This is a genomic window from Vibrio sp. R12-SW3-ISO1, assembly GCF_059834005.1.
The window spans coordinates 20022-40336 of sequence record NZ_JCBDGK010000012.1; the positions used below are offsets into that span (position 1 = coordinate 20022).

15 protein-coding genes are annotated in these 20315 nt (G+C 50.4%); 10 read left to right on the forward strand and 5 right to left on the reverse strand.

Going from position 1 to position 20315, the window contains the following annotated elements; translation table 11 throughout:
* Positions 1-2: 2 nt before the first annotated feature.
* The gene (locus tag AC6R0R_RS03225) at positions 3-1334 is read left to right on the forward strand and encodes a diguanylate cyclase domain-containing protein (protein WP_500625683.1); all 1332 of its coding nucleotides are present in this window, start codon (positions 3-5) and stop codon (positions 1332-1334) included.
* Positions 1335-1385: 51 nt separating this feature from the next.
* Here the strand turns inward: AC6R0R_RS03225 and AC6R0R_RS03230 are convergent, their stop codons facing one another.
* Positions 1386-2093: an SDR family oxidoreductase gene (locus tag AC6R0R_RS03230; protein WP_500625684.1), complete on the reverse strand. Its 708-nt coding sequence runs from the start codon at positions 2091-2093 to the stop codon at positions 1386-1388.
* A gap of 288 nt (positions 2094-2381) precedes the next feature.
* Here AC6R0R_RS03230 and AC6R0R_RS03235 point away from each other — a divergent pair, with 288 nt between their 5' ends.
* Positions 2382-2990, forward strand: a complete 609-nt coding sequence (locus AC6R0R_RS03235) for a DUF6198 family protein (protein ID WP_334551698.1) — start codon at positions 2382-2384, stop codon at positions 2988-2990.
* Between the two features lie 98 nt (positions 2991-3088).
* Here the strand turns inward: AC6R0R_RS03235 and AC6R0R_RS03240 are convergent, their stop codons facing one another.
* Positions 3089-3565: an HAD family hydrolase gene (locus tag AC6R0R_RS03240; protein ID WP_500625685.1), complete on the reverse strand. Its 477-nt coding sequence runs from the start codon at positions 3563-3565 to the stop codon at positions 3089-3091.
* A 227-nt stretch (positions 3566-3792) separates the two neighbouring features.
* Here AC6R0R_RS03240 and AC6R0R_RS03245 point away from each other — a divergent pair, with 227 nt between their 5' ends.
* From AC6R0R_RS03245 to cyoE, 6 genes are all read left to right on the forward strand, one after another.
* On the forward strand, positions 3793-3963 hold the full coding sequence (locus AC6R0R_RS03245; protein WP_500625686.1) for a hypothetical protein: 171 nt from the start codon (positions 3793-3795) through the stop codon (positions 3961-3963).
* Positions 3964-4506: 543 nt separating this feature from the next.
* Positions 4507-5421 (forward strand): ubiquinol oxidase subunit II, encoded by a 915-nt coding sequence (gene cyoA / locus AC6R0R_RS03250; protein ID WP_500625687.1) that lies wholly within the window; start codon positions 4507-4509, stop codon positions 5419-5421.
* A 5-nt stretch (positions 5422-5426) separates the two neighbouring features.
* A complete protein-coding gene (gene cyoB / locus AC6R0R_RS03255) occupies positions 5427-7463 on the forward strand; it encodes a cytochrome o ubiquinol oxidase subunit I (protein ID WP_500625688.1) in 2037 nt (678 codons plus the stop codon).
* A complete protein-coding gene (gene cyoC, locus AC6R0R_RS03260; protein WP_334551703.1) occupies positions 7453-8067 on the forward strand; it encodes a cytochrome o ubiquinol oxidase subunit III in 615 nt (204 codons plus the stop codon). The genes cyoB and cyoC overlap by 11 nt, the downstream gene beginning before the upstream one ends.
* Positions 8064-8378 (forward strand): cytochrome o ubiquinol oxidase subunit IV, encoded by a 315-nt coding sequence (gene cyoD / locus AC6R0R_RS03265; RefSeq protein WP_500625689.1) that lies wholly within the window; start codon positions 8064-8066, stop codon positions 8376-8378. The genes cyoC and cyoD overlap by 4 nt, the downstream gene beginning before the upstream one ends.
* Before the next feature lie 7 nt (positions 8379-8385).
* Positions 8386-9252 (forward strand): heme o synthase, encoded by an 867-nt coding sequence (gene cyoE / locus AC6R0R_RS03270; RefSeq protein ID WP_500625690.1) that lies wholly within the window; start codon positions 8386-8388, stop codon positions 9250-9252.
* A 52-nt stretch (positions 9253-9304) separates the two neighbouring features.
* Here cyoE and AC6R0R_RS03275 read toward each other — a convergent pair whose 3' ends face one another.
* Genes AC6R0R_RS03275 through AC6R0R_RS03285 form a run of 3 tightly spaced genes read right to left on the reverse strand, consistent with a single transcriptional unit; the run spans position 9305 to position 14362 of the window.
* Positions 9305-12406, reverse strand: coding sequence for an efflux RND transporter permease subunit (locus AC6R0R_RS03275; RefSeq protein WP_500625691.1), 3102 nt, complete (start codon positions 12404-12406; stop codon positions 9305-9307).
* Positions 12403-13716: an efflux RND transporter periplasmic adaptor subunit gene (locus tag AC6R0R_RS03280; RefSeq protein ID WP_500625692.1), complete on the reverse strand. Its 1314-nt coding sequence runs from the start codon at positions 13714-13716 to the stop codon at positions 12403-12405. Before AC6R0R_RS03280 ends, AC6R0R_RS03275 begins: the two co-directional genes overlap by 4 nt.
* A complete protein-coding gene (locus tag AC6R0R_RS03285) occupies positions 13703-14362 on the reverse strand; it encodes a TetR/AcrR family transcriptional regulator (protein WP_500625693.1) in 660 nt (219 codons plus the stop codon). Before AC6R0R_RS03285 ends, AC6R0R_RS03280 begins: the two co-directional genes overlap by 14 nt.
* Before the next feature lie 666 nt (positions 14363-15028).
* Here AC6R0R_RS03285 and fdhF point away from each other — a divergent pair.
* Both fdhF and AC6R0R_RS03295 read left to right on the forward strand, forming a co-directional pair.
* Complete coding sequence (gene fdhF, locus AC6R0R_RS03290; RefSeq protein WP_500625694.1) at positions 15029-19204, forward strand: formate dehydrogenase subunit alpha; 4176 nt, start codon at positions 15029-15031, stop codon at positions 19202-19204.
* A gap of 159 nt (positions 19205-19363) precedes the next feature.
* The gene (locus AC6R0R_RS03295; protein WP_334551710.1) at positions 19364-20296 is read left to right on the forward strand and encodes an endonuclease/exonuclease/phosphatase family protein; all 933 of its coding nucleotides are present in this window, start codon (positions 19364-19366) and stop codon (positions 20294-20296) included.
* Positions 20297-20315: the final 19 nt, after the last annotated feature.

Sequence of the window (20315 nt, forward strand, 5' to 3'; positions counted from 1 at the left end):
TTATGCTGAAGTCGTTAACCAAGAAACTCTCGCTATTGTTTGGGACCACACTCGTACTGACCGTGTTGATTGTGGTGTTATTGCTGAACATTAACGCCCAGCAGCGTCAAACAAAAATCGAATTGGATCAGGTGGTCGAACTACAACTGTCGGTGGATATGCTGCGAAGTCAGTTGTGGTTATTTATGCAGTTTTATGATGAGCAGAGCTTGCATCACGTCATCAGCGCTCATTCAGACCTCGCGGCGCAGCTCAGCACTTTTGAAAACCGTGATCACCGCTTGGACAATATGCAAAGAATGAGTGATGGCCTTTCCGCTGTGATTGCGCAAGAGAGTCGGATCTATTCGGCGCAAGATACGGCCTTACCGTTAGCGAGTGATTTGAGTAGTCGTGAGCTGTTTCAATCTCGCTACAGCATGATTGTACAAAACATGACGGAGGAGCTGGCGTATGTGCATCGCCAAGTTTTGGATAAGAGCGCCCGCGAACTCAAAGCCTTGATGTGGTTTGCCGCTGGGTGGATGATCATCGGCTCGGTTGTGGTGTGTTTGATCAGTTTGCACATTTTCCTTCGTTATCGTATTGGTGCGACGGAAATCAAAAGGGCGATTGTGGCGGTATCCAAAGGGGATTTGGACTCCAAGGTATCGCTGAAAAAAATGGATTCAGAATTTGAAACCATTGCGACCTTTTTCAATCGTATGACCAGCAACCTCAAAGAGACCACGGTGACCAAGCAAGAGTTACAACGTGAAGTGGAACGTCAAACGTTACAGTTAAAAGAGAAACAGAAGCAGCTGACGTTCTTATCTGAGCATGACACGTTAACTAATCTAAAAAATCGTCGAGCCTTCAATGCCAAACTGGAAGACGCGTTGCAACGAGCGCGTTTGCAGCACCACAAGCTCGCGTTGCTGTTTATTGATTTGGACAAATTCAAGCAGATCAATGACACCTTGGGCCATGACGCTGGTGACTGTATTTTGGTGACGGTGGCGCATCGATTGAGCCATTCGTTCCGTGACAGTGATTTTGTCGGTAGGCTGGGTGGCGATGAATTTGTCGTCTGTCTCGATTTACTCGATGATTTCTCCTGTCTCGATGCTCTTATTGATGAGCTGATGCATCACCTCAATCAACCTATCGTGTTCGAGGGCGAAGCGGTGAGATTAGACGTGAGTATCGGGGTGAGTTGTTTCCCAGACCATGCCCAAGACCGAGCCAGTTTGATGCGTTTGGCGGACTTAGCGATGTACCAAGCGAAAGGCCACAGAGGCCCATCATGGCAAGTGGCCTCCCACCACTTATCGATTCAGCCCATCGCTAACTAGTGTTGATCGAGCACGATGTGACTAATGGCGTGATGTTCTGTTACAGGCCATTCACCATTCAATGCGCGTCCCATCATAAGCGAGAAACTCACCGCTGAGCTGCTCATCGGCCTGTAACACTATCGCCAGCAGTTGACGCGCGACGCGCTCAGTAGAAAACAGTTTTCCTTCGGGGACATTGGACTGAAAAGGCTTCGACAGTGCCGTGTCGGTTGTCCCTGGATGCAGCGCGAATACGCAACTGCTCGGCTTAAACCGTGACCACTCAATACTCAGGGTTTTGATGATCATATTGAGCGCCGCCTTTGAGGCGCGGTAGCTATACCAGCCACCCAAACGGTTGTCACTGATACTGCTGACCCGAGCCGATAAGCTCGCAAATTTAGGCTGTTTGCTCTTCATCAGCAGCGGTTGCAAGTATTTAGCGAGCAACACTGTCGCCAGTGCGTTGGTCTGCATTGAGCGAAGGAAAAACGCGCTGTCGAGCTGCGCAAGTCGCTTTTCTGGTTGATGCGTATCGTCATGCAACAGGCCCACCGTATTGATGACCCAATCGAGTTGGCAGATGGTTTGGCTTAAGTGCTCAATCTGCGCCTCATCACACACATCCACCAAAAACCAGTTGAGCTTGGGATGCGAAAGCAAGGGTTGACGTTGGCGAAACGTCGCATAAACGGTGTCGATAGTGTCATCTTCAATAAGCTGCTTGACCATAGCAAGGCCAATACCGCCAGAGCCACCCACGATTAAAACCTTCATCCTCTGCTTTACTCCTCTCAATGACGCTTGTGTCTGTTTAATCACAAGGCTTTGTACGGATCAAAGCGGCACAGCGCTCACCGAGTTGCGCTCAACCTCTTTCAAAACACGGCGGTGTGGGCTGGTACTCGCTAAATGCACTGAATTGGTGAACACTGTGTAAACTTCCTTTAACACTTATGATGTGATCATTATCACGGACGATCTCGACATTTTTGCCAAACAACTTCATCTTATGCCCGTTTGATTCTGAGAATATTTTGAATCTAAAGGATAGGAAGCCGGATTATGGACAACGAACATAGCTTGCGAGAAAACTTACTCGCCCTCATTTTAGGTAGTGCCCTGGTCTCACTTGGGGTGATCTTCTTTAACAAGGTGGGGCTGCTCACGGGTGGCACCGCGGGATTGGCGATTTTCCTCACTAAAGTGAGTGATTTCAGTTTTGGTCAGGTGTTTTTCGCTCTCAACTTACCCTTCTATATTTTGTCGGTCACTCGTATGGGCTGGCGTTTTACCATCAACACGTTTATTGCGGTGACCATAGTGTCGTTTGCGGTCGACCATCTTCATCACTTGATTGAGATTGCCCGTATTGAACCCGTGTATGCGGCGTTACTGGGTGGTGGATTAATCGGCGTCGGTATGCTGGTGATATTCCGCCACAAAATGAGCTTAGGTGGCTTTAACATCTTGGCGCTGTTTCTTCAGGAGCGCTTTGGTATTCGTGCCGGTAAAGTGCAAATGGGTCTTGACTGTACCATCGTGATTTTGTCGCTGTTTATCGTCGATATCCATCTGATTCTATTGTCGGTACTGGGCGCGATTGCGACTAACCTTATCTTGGCCATGAACCATAAACCGGGTCGCTATCAGCCCAAACCCACGGCGGCTTAATTTGACGTTAATGTCTCGAGTTTGTCACAGATGAAAAGGGCAGAGCCAAAGTGGTATTGACCACTGAGCTCTGCCTTTTTTGTTCACTGGCCTGTACTTTAGTCGCGTTCGAGCAACTGAGTTAGTGACTGGATGTGTGTGATGCCTTCAGGTACCGCATCGTTGCTTGGGTTGTACAAAACCGTATTGAGCCCGGCTTGTTGGGCAGGGTAGATGTCTTTTTCCAGTGAATCTCCAACCATGATCAGATGGCTTGGTTCAACCTCCAGCGATTGTGCGATGGCGTGGTAAAACGCCACACTGGTTTTCTCTAACCCTAGGTTCGCCTTGCAGTAGTAGCCGTTCAGGTAGTTGTCTAACCCGACTCGCTGGAAGGCTTGTTCAATGTCTCTTTCTGAAGAGTGCTGAGCGCTGGTGGCCACGTAAACCGCATGCTCTTTTGCGAGCGCTTGCAACGTCTGCTCGGCGCCTTCTACCGTTTCGACTTTTTCCCATGTACTCATTTTTCCGCTTTGGTCTGGAAAATCGACCATTAAGGTATCTCCCCAATCAAAGAGATAGATCGGTTGCGTCATTGCCCGCTCTCCCATATTTGTTCGTTGGCACCCTCGGTGAATGGGAAGGTGTTGGTTGGTCATTATTTTCAATCTATTACGAGAAATCCAGCGCTAATTGAAAATGGTTAACTATTGCTAATCGAAACGATAAAAAACTGGATTAGGCACCGGATAAAAATGCCCTTACAGTCGCCGCATAACCTAAGGTAGGTTAGTGAAAAATCCAGTTAATTGAGGTGGTTTAAATGTACGCAATCGGTGATGTGGTAGTAGCGACAAAAGGTAAGGACTTCGGCCCAATGACCGTTTACGGTTTAAGCAGTGGCGGTTTTTACGTGCACGTTAAAGCGGACGGATTGATGTTGACTTACCCAGCTAAAGATCTACAAATCGCTCAATCATCTGAAGCAGCGTAATTGCTCGGATGAGAGAATTCTAAGATAAGGCCAGAGCATGTTCTCTGGCCTTATTTTTTGCATGAAATAATTTTTTACATTTTGCAACACCTTTTGCGCTGACAAAGAAAATTCCCTCTAAATTCCTCTTCCCACTTGCTTCAAGTCGTTCGATTTTCTACACATTGATTGACCCAGATCAATATTCCCAGTCCAGTAAATACAGGGCCTTATATTCATAATCCATATTTAAAACATGGATTTAGGTTGTAATTTGTTTCAAATATGGAAGGTAAGATTGCATTTTGCGGCGCTATGATTTGATTTTTAGATCCGCATAATGCGCCGTTTGTAACAAAGTGTTTCTTTTGTAACATTTTGGCATAAATGGGCGGTGGTAGTGACGAGTACACGGCCATCAGAGCGGATATGCCTCGATGTGGCGAAAGCAAACACGGTTGTGCAAGTAAATAAAATCCATAGCAAATGGATACGGTTTAACCGCGGATTGCTCAACACATCGACGTTGTCGGTGTTTATCCGCTACGACAGTCGAGAAAGTCAATGGAAGCCTCAAGATATAAACACATCTTGTTGAGGGTGAGTGCGTTCGTCGCCACGATACTCCTCTCTGGATGTCAGTCTGCTTTACTTGATCCTAAAGGCTTGGTTGGAGTACGAGAGAAAGAGCTGATCATTACAGCATTGGTTCTGATGTTGATCGTCGTGATTCCTGTGATCTTGATGACCATCTATTTTTCTTATAAGTACCGCGCCAGCAATACGGATGTAGAATACACGCCGGAATGGTCTCACTCGACCAAAATTGAGATTGTGGTATGGACGATCCCTATCATTATCATCGCGATTTTGGCCGTGATTACCTGGCGCTCCACCCATGAACTGGAACCTTCAACACCGCTAGACAGTGATATTGAACCCATGACCATCGAAGTGGTGTCATTGGACTGGAAGTGGTTGTTTATCTACCCAGAACACGATATTGCCACCGTCAACTACGTGGCGTTTCCCAAAGATGTGCCGGTGAAATTCAAAATCACCTCCGACAACATCATGAACTCCTTCTTCATACCGCGTCTTGGCAGTCAAATTTATGCCATGCCGGGCATGGTGACGCGCCTACATCTTATCGCCAATCATGAAGGTGAATACAAAGGAATGTCAGCGAGTTACAGCGGTGAAGGCTTCTCTCACATGAAGTTTACCGCTCATGCTCTGCCTGATGCGAGTGCGTTTGAGAATTGGGTCAACGAAGTGAAAGCGCAACCTAAGGTGCTGCGTGATTTCAATGATTACCAAGCACTGGCAACGCCGAGCGAAAACGTGCCTGTGACTTACTTTTCTCATGTCCCTGATGACTTATTTCACTCTGTGGTGATGCAGTTTATGGGCTCGCTCAATATGAGTGGCGATGAGGAAATGACCGATCACATGCACAGTACAGAACATAAAGGGTAACGATAATGTTCGGAAGATTAACGTTAGAATCCATTCCATATCATGAGCCCATTATCATGGTGACCATGGCGGTGATCGCGATAGTGGGGTTGGCGGTAGTGGGTACCATTACCCGCATGGGTAAGTGGCAATACCTATGGAGTGAGTGGTTTACTTCGGTTGACCACAAAAAATTAGGCTTTATGTATATTGCGGTGGCAATGATCATGTTGATTCGTGGTTTTGCCGATGCGGTGATGATGCGCAGCCAGCAATTGCTGTCTTCGTACGGTGAAGTGGGGTATCTACCGCAGCATCACTACGATCAGATTTTCACGGCGCACGGCGTGATCATGATTTTCTTCGTCGCGATGCCGCTGATTATTGGCTTGATGAACATCATCATCCCTTTGCAGATTGGCGCGCGAGACGTAGCATTTCCTTTCCTCAATAACTTGAGTTTTTGGCTGTTTGTCGTCGGGGTGATCTTAACCAATATGTCGCTTGCCGTCGGTGAGTTTGGCCGAACAGGTTGGCTCGCTTACCCGCCATTGTCGGGGATTGAGGCCAGTCCCGGGGTGGGTGTGGATTATTGGATATGGGCGCTGCAAATATCAGGGGTTGGAACGACCTTATCTGGGGTTAACTTCTTTGCGACGATTTTGCGCATGCGAACCCCTTCGATGCCACTAATGAAAATGCCCGTGTTCACTTGGGCTTCACTGTGCTCCAACATCCTGATCATCATCTCATTTCCGATCTTGACCGTGACGATTGCGCTGCTGACGCTCGATCGCTACTTAGGGATGCACTTCTTTACCAATGATATGGGCGGCAACATGATGATGTATGTCAACCTGATTTGGGCGTGGGGACACCCTGAAGTGTACATTCTGGTTCTGCCAGTGTTTGGGGTGTTCTCTGAAGTGACCGCAACATTCTCACGCAAAAAGCTGTTTGGTTATACCTCTCTGGTATGGGCAACAATCGTCATCACCATTTTGGCGTTCGTTGTTTGGTTGCACCACTTCTTCACGATGGGGGGAGGGGCAAACGTCAATGCTTTCTTTGGCATCGCGACCATGGTGATCTCCATACCGACGGGCGTAAAAATCTTTAACTGGTTGTTCACCATGTTCCGCGGTCGTATCCGATTTACCACGCCGATGATGTGGACGGTAGGTTTCCTTATCTCCTTCACGATTGGTGGCATGACAGGTGTTTTGATGGCCGTGCCAGGGGCGGATTTTGTCTTGCACAACTCGGTATTCCTGATTGCGCATTTCCATAACGTGATCATTGGTGGTGTGGTGTTTGGCTGCTTTGCGGCGATCACTTATTGGTTCCCTAAAGCGACGGGCTTTACGCTCAATGAGTCTTGGGGCAAACGTGCGTTTTGGTGCTGGATTACTGGTTTCATTCTCGCCTTCCTGCCACTTTACGCGTTGGGCTTTATGGGCATGACGCGTCGCATTAGCCAAAATATCGACCCAGAGTTTTTCCCACTGCTTGCTGTCGCGGCTTTCGGAACGGCGATTGTCGCGCTGGGTGTGTTGTGTCAATTCATCCAGATTTACGTCAGCATCCGCGATCGCAGACAAAACCTCGATGTGACGGGCGATCCGTGGGGTGGTCGTACACTCGAATGGTCGACCTCTTCACCACCGCCATTTTACAACTTCGCCCATCTGCCCAAAGGGGATGAGCTTGATGCCTTCTGGTATCAGAAAGAGCGCGGTGAACACGATCTCACCTGCGAGGTTGAGTACGAGCCGATCCATATGCCTAAAAACACACCAACGGGCATTTATGTCTCGGCGTGGGCCTTGGTGTTTGGCTTTGCGATGATCTGGTACATCTGGTGGCTTGCGGCCATCGGCTTGGTGGGCATGGTCGTCACCTGTATCAAGCACAGTTTCAATGATGATGTGGATTACTACGTCCAAGTCGATGAAATCAAAGCGATTGAAGCGGCGCATCGTGAAAGAGCGACCAGCGCCAGTCAAGGCTCGTCTGACCAAGAGTGCAACGATGAGGATATGGAGGTGACGTATGCACGCTGATACTCAAACGCTCGCTGGACATGGCGAGCACGATCACCATCATGATGGTAACGCAAACAAGCAGTTTGGCTTTTGGATCTATTTGATGAGCGACTGTGTGTTGTTTGCCAGTTTGTTCGCCACTTATGCGGTGTTGTCGGACGCCACCGCAGGCGGTCCGACAGGCAAGGAGCTGTTTGAGCTGCCGTTTGTGTTTGTGGAAACCATGTTGCTGCTGCTGAGCAGTATCACCTTTGGTTTTGGCATGATTGCGATGAAACGTGGTGATGTCGCTGGCCTAAAGCGTTGGATGATCGTCACTTTCCTGCTTGGCGCAGGCTTTATCGCGATGGAGCTGTATGAGTTCCATCACCTGATAGCGGAAGGGGCGACGCCTCAAACCAGCGCTTTTTTGTCGGCCTTTTTCACCTTGGTTGGAACGCACGGGCTGCACGTCAGTTTTGGCTTGCTGTGGTTAGTCGTGTGTTACTGGCAACTGAGCACTAAAGGGCTGACGGACACCATGCAAATGCGTTTTCAGTGTTTGAGTTTGTTCTGGCACTTCCTCGACATCGTCTGGATTTGTGTCTTTACCATCGTTTACTTAGTAGGAGTCATGCCATGAGTCATCAAGCTGCGGACAGCGGGAAAAAAGACTACGTGAAAGGCTTTCTCGCCTCGTTGATCTTAACTGCGATACCGTTCTACTTTGTTGCCACGCAAAGCTTGTCACCGGCATGGACCTATGCGGTGCTCTTTGGCTGCGCGATTGTTCAAGTGGTGGTGCATTTTGTTTACTTCCTCCATATGGAAACGCGCACCGAAGAAGGCCAGTGGAACTTCGTCTCGCTGATGTTTACCGCGATAGTGGTTCTTATCTTGATTGGCGGCTCTATCTGGATCATGTGGAACCTTAATATCAACATGATGATGTAGGCCGCTCATGTTGAAAGGGTATCTCTCGATCACTAAGCCGGGCATCATCATCGGCAATATGATCTCTGTTGCCGCAGGGTTTTTCCTTGCGGCTAAATCAGAGTCCGCGAGCGCATCGCTGCTCCTGAGCACCTTGGTTGGCGTTGCGTTGGTGATTGCCTCAGGGTGCGTCATCAATAACATCTTTGATAGAGATATTGATGTAAAAATGGCGAGAACCGAGCGTCGTTTGTTGGCGCAAGGTGAGCTCAATGTCGATCACGCCTTTGTGTTTGCCCTGATCTTGCTGCTTGTCGGAACGGGTATGCTTTACACCTTGGCCAATCCGCTCGCGACGGTGGTGGTGTTGTTGGGCTACGTGTTTTACGTGTTCTTTTACACTATGTGGTACAAGCGCACCTCGGTCTATGGCACCTTAGTTGGCAGCGTCTCTGGCGCCGTGCCGCCTTTGGTTGGTTATCTGGCCGTGACCAACTACATCAGTCTGGAAGCCGTGTTGTTGTTTGCCTTGTTCAGTTTGTGGCAAATGCCCCATTCGTATGCGATTGCCATGTTTCGCATGCACGACTACAAAGCGGCGGGCATTCCGGTGTTACCGGCAGTGGCCGGTATCCAAACGGCGCGCAAACATATGTTGGCGTATGTACTGGCGTTTAATTTGGTTGCGCTGGGGTTGTATCTGCTCGGTGAAGCGGGTTGGGAATACCTGCTGGTCGCGTCGGCGGTCTGTTTATGGTGGACAAAAGTGACGTTTCGACCGGTCACCGAGGAGAACTACATGGTGTGGTCTAAGGCGGTGTTTAAAGTGTCATTGCTGGTGGTGATGGGGGTGAGTTCGATACTCGGTTTGGAGCTGATTCCCCTTACTCTCTAGCCCACTGAGTTCATCTCACAATCAATTAAGGCACCCGCGGGTGCCTTTGTTGTTAGATTTCCTCGTGTTTATGCACCAAGTCAAAATCCGCTAGGATGGCGTAGGCAGCCGGGATCATAAACAGCACCAGGAGTGTCGAGGCGAAGATACCAAACACAATCGAGATGACCAGTGGCTGGATAACCTGCGCTTGCAAACTGGTTTCCGTCAGGAGCGGCAGTAAGCCGGCGGCGGTGGTCATCGAGGTGAGAAAGACGGCGCGAAAACGCTCGCGACTCGCTTTGACCACGGAGTCGTGCACGCTGTCCCCTTCATCGACATGGTGGCGGATATACTGCACCAGTAAGATGGAATCGTTCACCACGATCCCCGCCAGCGATACAAAGCCCATCATACTCGGCATACTCAATGGGTGGCCAAGCAGCACGTGGCCCCACACCACACCGATAAACGCCAGTGGAATCGCCAGCATGACCACAAACGGCTCAAGATAGCTGCGGAACTGATAGCTTAAGATGGCGAACACGCCAAACAGACCGAGCAAAAATCCTTTACCCATTGAGGCGCCGGTTTCCGCGGCGTCTTTCGCTTCGCCTTCAAAATCAAATCTCAGCCCCGGGTATTTAGCGACCAGTCTTGGCGCTTCTTGCTGCTGAAACTGACGAATGATGGCGGTGGAGTTGGCTTTGGTGTTGTCAGTATCACCAAACACACTGACGGTTCTTAGCCCATCAATACGTTGAATCCGCACGTAATTGCGTTGGAAATCCAAGGTTGCAATACTGGCAAGTGGGATCTGACTGCCGTCTGCAAGAATGATAGGGAAGTTGGCCAACTGGCCAAGATCGCCAGCCTGCGTTTTGTCCAGCCTCACCTCGATAGAAATGTTCTCCACGCCGACTTGAATTTCATCCGCCGTTTGTCCAAAGAATGCTGCGCGAAGTTGCGACGCGATCAGTTGCCCGTTCACCCCATAGCTCTCGGCGCCTGGGCGCAGCTTCACCAACACCTCTTCTTTGCCCATGCGCATGTCATCTAAGACGCCATGTACGCCATCAAATTCATTGAGGTATTGTTGAATCTCGATGGAGGCGGCTTTCAGCTCTTCCAATGAATCATGTTTGGCGCGAATTTCAATCGCGCGGCCACCCGGTCCCATTGTCGGCTGCTTAAATACCAAAGAAATGGGGTCGGCGAGCTCACCGACATCATCACGCCACGCAGCAATGAAGTCATCAATAAGGGTGTTGCGACTTTCCGCGCCAAGCAGATCGAGTCTCACCGTCGCAATGTGTGGGCCAGACTCATTGGCATCCGCGTTGGTATTAAACTGGCTAGTGATGTGCTCAACAAGCGGTCTGCCTTGCTCAAACTCCTGACTCCAGGTTTTATCGAGTTTGCGTGCTGAAGCAACAATGCGATCCACCACCTGTTCAGTTTGGCGCAGCGAAGAGCCCGGCGGTAAAATCACGCGTGCCTCGGCGATGTCACCATCCAGTTCAGGAAAGGGTTGGAACTTCAAAACGCCACTCACCAGTGTTGAGGCAGAGATCAAAAGCATCGCCACCACCGCGCCTAAAAATGCGTAACGGTAGGCCACCACTTTGTCGACAGCATTGACCAGCGTGGTGTTGCGAAAATGCTCAAATGAATCGAGCAGTCGCTTCTTCCAACGATTGGGCGCTTTTTCGACTTTCTGCTTGTGCAGTGAGTGCGACAGGTGATTCGGCAAAATCAAAAACGCTTCCACCAAGCTGAGCGTTAAGACCAAAATCAGCACTTGCGGCACCGCTTTGAGCACTGCGCCCATCTCACCTTGCAAGAACAGCAAGCTACCAAAGATACACACCGTGGTTAAGAAGGAGGAGATCACCCCAGGGAGCACTTTTTTGACGCCTTTGATCACCGCGTCATCGATCTCTTCACCTCGATCTAAGTGGGCGGCAATGGATTCAGCGATGACGATGGCATCATCCATCATGATACCGATGGCCATCAACAAGCCGACCAAGGACATGATATTAATGGATAGCCCAAGCTGCGCCATCAAAAACAGCCCACCTAAAAAAGCCACCGGTAAGCCTGCGGCCACCCAAAACGAGTAGCGTAAGCTAAAGAAGAGCCACATGGTGGCAAACACCAACACGATCCCTTGCCAACCATTGCGTACCATCATGGTCAGGCGGTCCCATAACACTGAGGAGAGGTCATTGGTCATTTCAAGGGTGACGCCATCGGGCGCGTGCACTTGTTGGTCGGCCACGAAGGCAGCCACGCGCTCTTTAATGCGCAGTGCGTCGTCTTCTTTGTTTTTGCTCACTTTGAGCAGGGCGGATGGGTGACCATCAAACAACACTTTTTGCTCATCGAGCTCAAAGCGATCGGTGATTTTAGCCACGTCTCGCAAGCGAATCAGAGAACCATTTGGCCCAGAGCCAACCACAATCGTTTCGAGCGCCTCTGGTGTGACGCGTCGCTCATCAAAGCGAATGAGAAAGTTTTTGTCAGGTGTTTCCACGTTGCCACTGGGCAGTTTGACGTTCTGCTTGCCGATTTGCGTCGCGATATCGCCAACACTCAGACCCAGTTGGCGAATGGCACTGGTGTCGAGTTCCACTCGGTATTGGTGATCAGAAAACCCGGCCACATCGACGAGCGATACACCATAGTCAAGTTTTAACGTTCGCTTAAGCTGTTCGGCGTAGGCTTTTAACTCTGGCCATGTGGTATCTGCGGTGATAGCCACATCAACCACAGGCTCGTTCCAATCCAACTCTTGAACGATAGGGGATTCGATCTCCTGCGGAAAATCGTTGATGGCGTTGATTTGAGTTTGCACATCCACCAACATGCGGCCAATATCGGCTTTCTCGTCGAGTTTGAGCACTAAACGCGCTGAGCCTTCGACCGCCTCACAGCGTGTTTCAACGATATTGGCCAGACCATCCACCGCGTCTTCCATGCGCACACAAATGCTCTCTTCGACCTCTTGTGGCGACGCGCCGGGGTAGACGACGCCCGCCATGATATAAGGTGGATCAAACTCAGGGAATGTCTCACGTTTGATGGTGGTGAGAGATGTCACGCCGAGCAGTAGCAAGGTGAGCATCAATAAGTTGGCCGCCGTTGGGTGCTTGGCGAAAAAACGAATCATGATTTCGGCTCCTGTGGCGAACGCGCATCTTTGAGCAGCATCCCTTCAATCGCAGGGAGGAGATCATTGAGAATCAGCGCTTGTCCTTGCTCCAAATCCCCCTCGATCACCACTTGGTTATTGCGGCGATAAAGTACCTCCACCGGCACCATGCGCAATTTACTCTCTTCATCGAGCAGATAAATGGTATTGCCATGGAGGGCCCGTTCAGGAATGACCCAACTCGGGTTGGCTTGGCCTTCGACTTCCGCGCGTACAAACATGCCATTAACCAGTGGCGGCGTAGCGCCCGGCGCAAGTGCGCGATAGTCTTGCTCGATTTCGAGGATGATGCCCGCCGTCGCCTGATTAGGATCGACCGTTTCACTGATGCGCGCCACACGCGCAGGCCAAGATGCTTTTAGGTTTCCGCTGCTTAGTTGCACGTTAGCCTTAATATCCGTCATATTGGGTTGCGGAATGCCGGATTCGTCGCGGCCAAATTCACCTAGGCTTGCTGCGATAGTCAGCATGTCGTGAATCGAGAGCTGCGCTTCCACTTCCATCACTTGTATGCCATGAGCGACCACCATGGTTTGCTGGAGATTGACCACTTGGTCTTGCTCGATGTCAACGCTGGCGATGCGTAAGTCGTAAGGCAAGCGAATGATGGTTTTCTCAAGAGAACGCTTGGCCTCGTCCACTTTGGAGGTTGCCACTTTTACTTGCGCCTCTGCAACGCGTTTTTCGTCAGGCATCAATCCGATTTGGTTCTCGATGTCGAGCACCAGTTTACGTTGCGATAAGGTGCTTTGCTGCTGCTGGTCAACGTCAGATTGAGAGTTCAGCCCTTTTTGACGCAGGTTTTGTTGGCGCGCGAGTTCTTTGTTGGCAATGTCGAGTCGATTTGACTCAATCACTAACGTCTGTTTGAGGTTGGCTTCTTCTTGGTTGAGCTTAGCTAAAGAAGTGTGAGCAGAATTGAGATCAGCTTGGGCTTGAACCAATTTGAGTTCGTAGTCGAGCGGGTCAATACGCAGAATTTCCGTCCCCGCACGTAGGACTTGTCCTTTTTCAAGATCCGGGTGTCGATAGACAATTTTCCCGGTGACTTCCGCGATGGCTTTCCACTCGACTTTTGGTGCAACTTTGCCAAAACCAATTGCCAGTGGCGCTATCGCTTTGAGTTCCAGTGTTTGAGTATCGACCAGTCTGGCACGCTCACCCGCTGGCTTTACGGGCAGTTGCGGCTTGGTCATGATCGCGAGGGCGAGAATGAGGATCCCGACCCCAAGGGCAGGGAAAAACAGAAGTTTCTTATTGATTTTCATCGTGTTCGCCTTGGGCTTGTAAAAAGCCATGTTTAAGAACGTCAATATTGTGTTCAAGTAATCGGTTTAAAAAAGATTCGCTTAGTTCAATGCCATGAATCGAGAGAAGAGAAGCGGGTGCGATAAACGGAAACACCATCAAGCTGATAAAGGAGACTCGACACAGCAGGGGATCCATACCAGGGCGAATAATGCCGTTGGCGGCTAGCTTCTCAAAAATCATTGACTGCATGGGCCGGCTCACATCATCAAAGACTTTCTGCATGAGTTTTCGCTGGGTTTGCGACGCAGGCATATTCATCACTTGCCAAATGAGCTTGGGAAAGTGCGGCGTTTTGTGCATCTCTTGATAGTAAGTGCGCATAATGTCGATAAAACTTTGCTGAGAACCGACACTAAACATCTGTTGCAATTGATGTTTCATCGGCTCGAGTGTGTCTCTCAGCATGGTCTCAAATAGCCCCTCTTTACTGCCGAAGTAGTAGCGAATCATCGCGGCGTTGACCCCCGCTTTTTGCGCAACCAAACGTGTCGAGACCTTGTCATACGGCATCGCCATAAACAGTTCGCGCGCGTGAAGGATGAGCGCGTCTCGGGCATCAATGTTTTGCGTCGGTCGACCTGCGCGGCGTGGTCTCTCTTGCACGGGCTTCTCCAATCAACAATTAAACAATTGGATAATTATAGGGGGCAAACTGGCGCTTCGACATGAGAAAAATTATTCACCTGTTAATCAAGTGGATAATTATTGCGATGCTTCACAAAATGCGATGTCTCGAGAAAAAGACGAAAAAAAACCGTGCAGTGGGCAAACCGCACGGATCAAAGTATGAAATGAGATAGTTTGGAATGTTTGCCACACGTAGAGAGTGTTATTAAACGCCATTTAAAGCGATATTTTCAAAGTCATTACCCCAATAGTAATCACCATAAAAATACCGAAAGAATGGTGTCTCATTAACACCGTTTTTCGTCAATTAAACTCTTGATTCATCGGTGTGACCAACGGTGTCTAAAGTAACATTATTGTTATCTATTATTAAATGTTAAAAACGAAATTATACATTACAAATATGAAAATGACGTGCCACATAATTACCCTTTCTGTTAACAATATGATGCCTAATTTATTTGTATGATTATCGATGTATGCTGAACAATATCAGAAACTTAGGTGAGCATAGGTTTGATATGAAATCCACTGCGGAAATTCACGTGCTAAAGAGTACGAATGTGTGATCAATCACAGGTTATTAACCATTAATATTGTATGGTTAATAAAGGTGTAATGTCGCAAAGAATGGAGTGCGGTGTGATTGAGATAATCATTGATGGAGCTTATCGAATTGTCGAGACGGACAAAACGTTACTTGAGGTCGCGAACGTCTGCGGCGTTGAGATCCCATCTTTGTGTGGTTTGAACCGTTCAAACGACAAAATCCCATGCGATTTGTGTGTGGTCGAAGTGGAAAGTGGCGGCATGAAACGTGCCTGTGAATTGAAGGTCTACTCTGGGCTCAATGTGGTAACGCAGTCTCCTGCGCTTTCAGAGCATCGCCGCAGGGCCTTAAATCGCATCATGGAAGATCATTACGCCGATTGTGAAGCGCCGTGTCAGACCGCGTGTCCCGCTGGGGTCGATATTCAGAGCTATCTCTACCATATTGCGCAAAATGACCATCAAAAAGCGGTCGAAGTGATTAAAAAAACGCTGCCGATGCCATTGTCGATTGGCCGCGTTTGTCCTGCGTTTTGTGAAAGTGAGTGTCGCCGCTCGCTCGTCGATGAGCCGATCGCGATTCGCCAGCTCAAACGCCACGCAGCCGACGCTGATCTGCGTGCCTATCAGGCCTATGTACCGGAGAAAAAAGCCGACAAGCCACAACGTGTCGCGATTGTTGGCAGTGGGCCGGGCGGATTGACAGCGGGCTACTACCTCTCGAATGAAGGCTATCAAGTGGACGTGTTTGAGGCGATGCCACAAGCCGGGGGCTGGCTGCGTTATGGCATTCCTGAGTATCGCTTACCCAAATCGATTCTTGATCAAGAAATAGATCTGCTGTGTCGCAACGGCATGACGATTCATACCAACAGCAAGTTAGGAGAGGCGAACACGCTCAGTGCGCTGAGTGAAGAGTATAACGCCGTTTGTCTTGCGGTTGGCGCGTCCAAAGCGGTCGAAATGCACTACCCGGGAAGCACGCTTGAGGGTTGCTATCTTGGAGTGGATTTCCTCAAGGATTACGTCACCGAGCAGCGCTTTACCACCGGGAAAAAAGTGGCGGTGATCGGTGGGGGCAACACCGCGATAGATTGTGCGCGTACTGCGGTGCGAGCTGGCGCCGATACTACACTGATTTATCGTCGTACCCGCGATGAAATGCCTGCCGAAGATTATGAAATCGTGGAAGCGGAACACGAAGGGGTCAAGTTCCACTTTTTAACTAACCCAGTGGAAAACCATGCGGACGAGCAAGGGCGCGTGCATCAAGTCACCTTTGAGCGCATGGCGCTGGGGACACCCGATGCTTCAGGTCGCCGTCGTCCAGAGCCGACCGGCGAGTATTTCACACAAGCGTTTGATACCGTGATTGCGGCCGTGTCACAAACCCCAGATCTGGATTTCATGCGTCATGAAACACTGGATATTCCTATCACCCGATGGAATACCGCTGATGTGGATGAGACTACTATGCATCACGGTAGTGGTAACTTGTTCAGTATCGGTGATTTTCGCCGAGGCCCAGCCACTGCCATTGAAGCGGTAGCGGATGGACGAACTGCCGCGCAAGCCATCGATCGCTTTTTCAATGGCACCATGGCATCACTGCCTGTTAAACCGTTTAATGCGCGCAAAGAGCCGTCGTTAAACAAAGTCGACCCTGCTCAGTTTAAGCAGTTAGAGCAGGTGAAGCGGATGATCATGCCTGAGCTCAGCGCCGAGCAGCGTGAATGCTCGTTTGACGAAGTCGAGCTAGGCTTTGATAACGAGCAAGCCATAGCGGAAGCTGCGCGCTGCCTAGAATGTGGCTGCCAAGCCAACACCGATTGTGCGCTGCGTGACTACGCCACCACTTATCAGGCCGAGCAACACCACCCGCAATCGGTGAAGGTTCAATCCGCAGCCGATTGGCAAGCGGTGCGCGATGAGCGGCATAAATTCTGCGTCGATAGCAGCTCAGAGTTTATTGTTTTTGATGCCAACCGTTGCATCAGTTGCGGGCAATGCATACAAGCGTGTCGTGAGCAAAGCGTTCATGGCGTGCTGAGCTTTATGACCGACGAAAAAGGCCACCCGAAACTTCGCCCCGATTTACGACCTAACTTTGGCCCCAATGGCACCTTAATGGGCGATTCCGCCTGCGTACAGTGCGGTGCGTGCACGCAAGCGTGTCCGACTGGGGCGATGGTGGATAAGCGCAATAAAGCGCAAGGCCGGGATATTGAATTGAAACAGGTGGATACCATATGCACCTACTGCGGCGTTGGCTGTAAACTGACGCTGCATGTGGATGAAGCGCGCAATCGTATCATGGCGGTGACAGGCGGAGCCTCTCCGGTTAATGAAGGTATGTTGTGCGTCAAAGGTCGCTTTGGTTTTGATTTTATTGGCAGTGACGAGCGCCTCACCACTCCGTTGATCCGTAAAGATGGTTGGTTGCAACCGGCGTCTTGGTCTGAAGCGATTACGCTGATTGCGAACAAGTTTTCTGCCATCAAACGCGACTTTGGTTCGGATGCGCTGGCCGGTTTCTCTTCAGCGAAAACCACCAACGAAGATAACTACGCGTTTCAGAAATTCATCCGTCGAGAGCTGGGCACCAATAACGTCGATCATTGTGCGCGTTTGTGCCACGCCTCGACAGTCACCGGGCTTGAAGCGGCGCTTGGCAGTGGCGCGATGACCAATGATATTCCGAGCATTCAGCACTCTGACATCATCTTTATCATAGGGTCCGATACCTCATCAGCGCACCCGATCATCGCTTCGCACATTAAACAAGCGGTGCGTCACCATGGCGCGCGCTTGATTGTCGCCGACCCGAAACGCATCGCCATGGCCGATCACGCGGAGCTCTATCTTGCGCATCGTCCGGGGACCGATGTGATGCTGATTAATGGCGTGATGCAGCAAATCATCAAACACGGTTGGTATGACCGAGACTACATCGAAGAGCGCGTAGACGGTTTTGATACCATGATGCAAGAGGTTATGTCGCCCTCATACGCGTTAGAAAACGTGGAGCTGGTCACCGGTGTGAAGGCGGACGATATTTTCGCCATGGCGCGCATGATAGGCACGGCGAAACGCACCGCTGTGTATTACTCAATGGGCATCACTCAGCACACTACCGGTCATGATAACGTTCGTTCCATCGCCAATTTGCAACTCTTGTGCGGCAACATCGGTATTGAAGGCGGCGGTATTAACCCTCTGCGCGGCCAATCCAACGTGCAAGGTGCGTGTGATATGGGCGCGTTGCCCAATAACTACCCGGGCTACCAAAAGGTCTATAACCCCTTGGTGCGAGATAAATTTGCTCTTGCTTGGGATGCACCCAATCTATCGCTTACGCCCGGATTGACCTTAACAGAAATTATCGATGGTGCGTGCGAACGCAGCGTGCGAGGTTTGTATGTGATGGGTGAAAACCCGGTACTGAGCGATCCGGATCAAGCCCACGTGATTGAAGGGCTTGAGAGTCTCGATTTCTTGGTGGTGCAAGACATCTTCCTTACCGAAACCGCGCAGTACGCTGATGTGGTCTTGCCGTCGTGTAGCTTTGCCGAGAAATCGGGCCACTTTACCAACACAGAGCGCCGAGTGCAGCGCATTACTCCTGCGGTAGCGCCGCCGGGCGAGGCGAAAGAAGATTGGTGGATCATTCAGGAAATCGCCAATGCGATGGGCGGGGAGTGGCGTTATCGTCAGGTCTCGGATATCACCAATGAAATAGCACGAGTCACGCCACAATATGGTGGTTTAAAGTGGGCCAACATCCCGCCTAATGGCGTGCAGTGGCCGAGCAATAAGAATAACCCTGAAGGGACGCGTATCATGCATCAGACGCAGTTTTCGCGTGGCAAAGGGCAAATGGAGGCGATTCCTTTTCGCTATGCCGCAGAGCTGCCGGATGAGGAGTTCCCATTAGTGCTGACTACCGGCCGCGTGCTGGAGCAATTTCACACCGGTACCATGACGAGAAAAACCCAAGGGTTGGATAACCTTGCCGGGCCAAGAGCGATGATCAGCGTGCAGGATGCCGAGCGCTTAGGCATTGGCAATGGGCAACGGCTGAAAGTCTCCACCAGGCGAGGTGAGATTGAGATCGACGCTTTTGTCACCAAGCGTATGCAGCCTGGGGTAGTGTTTATTCCGTTCCATTTTGTGGAGTCACCGGTCAACCGTTTGACCACCACGGCCAAAGATCCGCACGCTAAGATCCCGGAATTTAAGGTCGCAGCCGTACGCGTGGAGCCGCTTTAGGCAATCACGCGGTGTACTTTAGCCGATCTTAACGGCTTAGCCGTGGGCTAAGCCGTTAAAAACTCGGTGAAAACGTCAATCATCGACCATACTTACTCTAATTTGTTACGCGCGATTGGGCCTTGTCTCAAGTGGCGCTAACGTTGAGGGAGAGGTGGAGTGAAGCGTTGGATTCTTTGGGCAATTGTCTATTTCCCAGCCTTGTGCTGGGCAGGGTTATCACTGAAAGAGTCCCTCTGGTGGGTAGAAAACATCGTCGCATTTCCTGCGCTGTTTATGTTTGGCTATGTACTGCTTGCGCTCGTGTTGGGGCTGGCCCGCTGTTACGGTCAAACGCTTGTCTGCCTTGTCCTTGCCGGCGCGTTTGCCTTGATGACACCCAAAGGCAGCCAAGCACTCGTCGCTGATTGCGATACCCCCGTCACCGTATTGCAATACAATCTCTACTACGAAAATCCAGACATCCATCAGTTCATCAACTATTTATTAACGCAGCCGGCGGATTTGATTGTGATGCAGGAAGTGGCGCCGGAGATTGGTGAGCAGCTTAAATTGCTCGATGACCGCTATCCGTTTTTCTATGGCGGCCAAGAGGGCATCGGTTACCCGTCGAGCCAAATGATTCTCAGCACCACCCCGTTAACGGACGCCTCTGTGTTTCACACGCCGGATCAGCAGAGCGTGATTCGCGCGCTATGGCATCCACCAAAACAAGATCCCATCACTCTAATGGTGGCGCATCCACCTTCGCCGCGCAGCAAAGAACTCTGGCATCGTCGCAACGCGTTAATTCGAACCATTGAGTCGTTGAATGAGCAATACCCTGATGATGAAGTGCTGATCGTCGGAGACTTTAACCTATCCTCCATCAGCCGACGTTTTGCGCAGCTGTTCCCCACCTTTCAGACCGCGCCGGTGGCGAGCTGGCCTAATTGGGGCGCACAAGTCGCAACGCCTGCATCAACCATGATTGCCATTGATCACCTGTGGCTACAATCGGCCAATGCTGGGCGGCGTTTGTGCCACAGAGAAAGTCTCTCGACACCCAACGGTTCCGATCACAAGTTGGTTCTCACCAAAATTGGCTATTGAACACAAAAAAAACCAAGGC

Coding starts and splice junctions, on each gene's coding strand:
- cyoA (WP_500625687.1), top strand. CDS start 4,507: ATGGAAGCCTCAAGATATAAACACATCTTGTTGAGGGTGAGTGCGTTC.
- cyoB (WP_500625688.1), top strand. CDS start 5,427: ATGTTCGGAAGATTAACGTTAGAATCCATTCCATATCATGAGCCCATT.
- AC6R0R_RS03225 (WP_500625683.1), top strand. CDS start 3: ATGCTGAAGTCGTTAACCAAGAAACTCTCGCTATTGTTTGGGACCACA.
- AC6R0R_RS03235 (WP_334551698.1), top strand. CDS start 2,382: ATGGACAACGAACATAGCTTGCGAGAAAACTTACTCGCCCTCATTTTA.
- cyoE (WP_500625690.1), top strand. CDS start 8,386: ATGTTGAAAGGGTATCTCTCGATCACTAAGCCGGGCATCATCATCGGC.
- cyoC (WP_334551703.1), top strand. CDS start 7,453: ATGCACGCTGATACTCAAACGCTCGCTGGACATGGCGAGCACGATCAC.
- AC6R0R_RS03245 (WP_500625686.1), top strand. CDS start 3,793: ATGTACGCAATCGGTGATGTGGTAGTAGCGACAAAAGGTAAGGACTTC.
- AC6R0R_RS03240 (WP_500625685.1), bottom strand. CDS start 3,565: ATGACGCAACCGATCTATCTCTTTGATTGGGGAGATACCTTAATGGTC.
- cyoD (WP_500625689.1), top strand. CDS start 8,064: ATGAGTCATCAAGCTGCGGACAGCGGGAAAAAAGACTACGTGAAAGGC.
- AC6R0R_RS03275 (WP_500625691.1), bottom strand. CDS start 12,406: ATGATTCGTTTTTTCGCCAAGCACCCAACGGCGGCCAACTTATTGATG.
- AC6R0R_RS03280 (WP_500625692.1), bottom strand. CDS start 13,716: ATGAAAATCAATAAGAAACTTCTGTTTTTCCCTGCCCTTGGGGTCGGG.
- AC6R0R_RS03230 (WP_500625684.1), bottom strand. CDS start 2,093: ATGAAGGTTTTAATCGTGGGTGGCTCTGGCGGTATTGGCCTTGCTATG.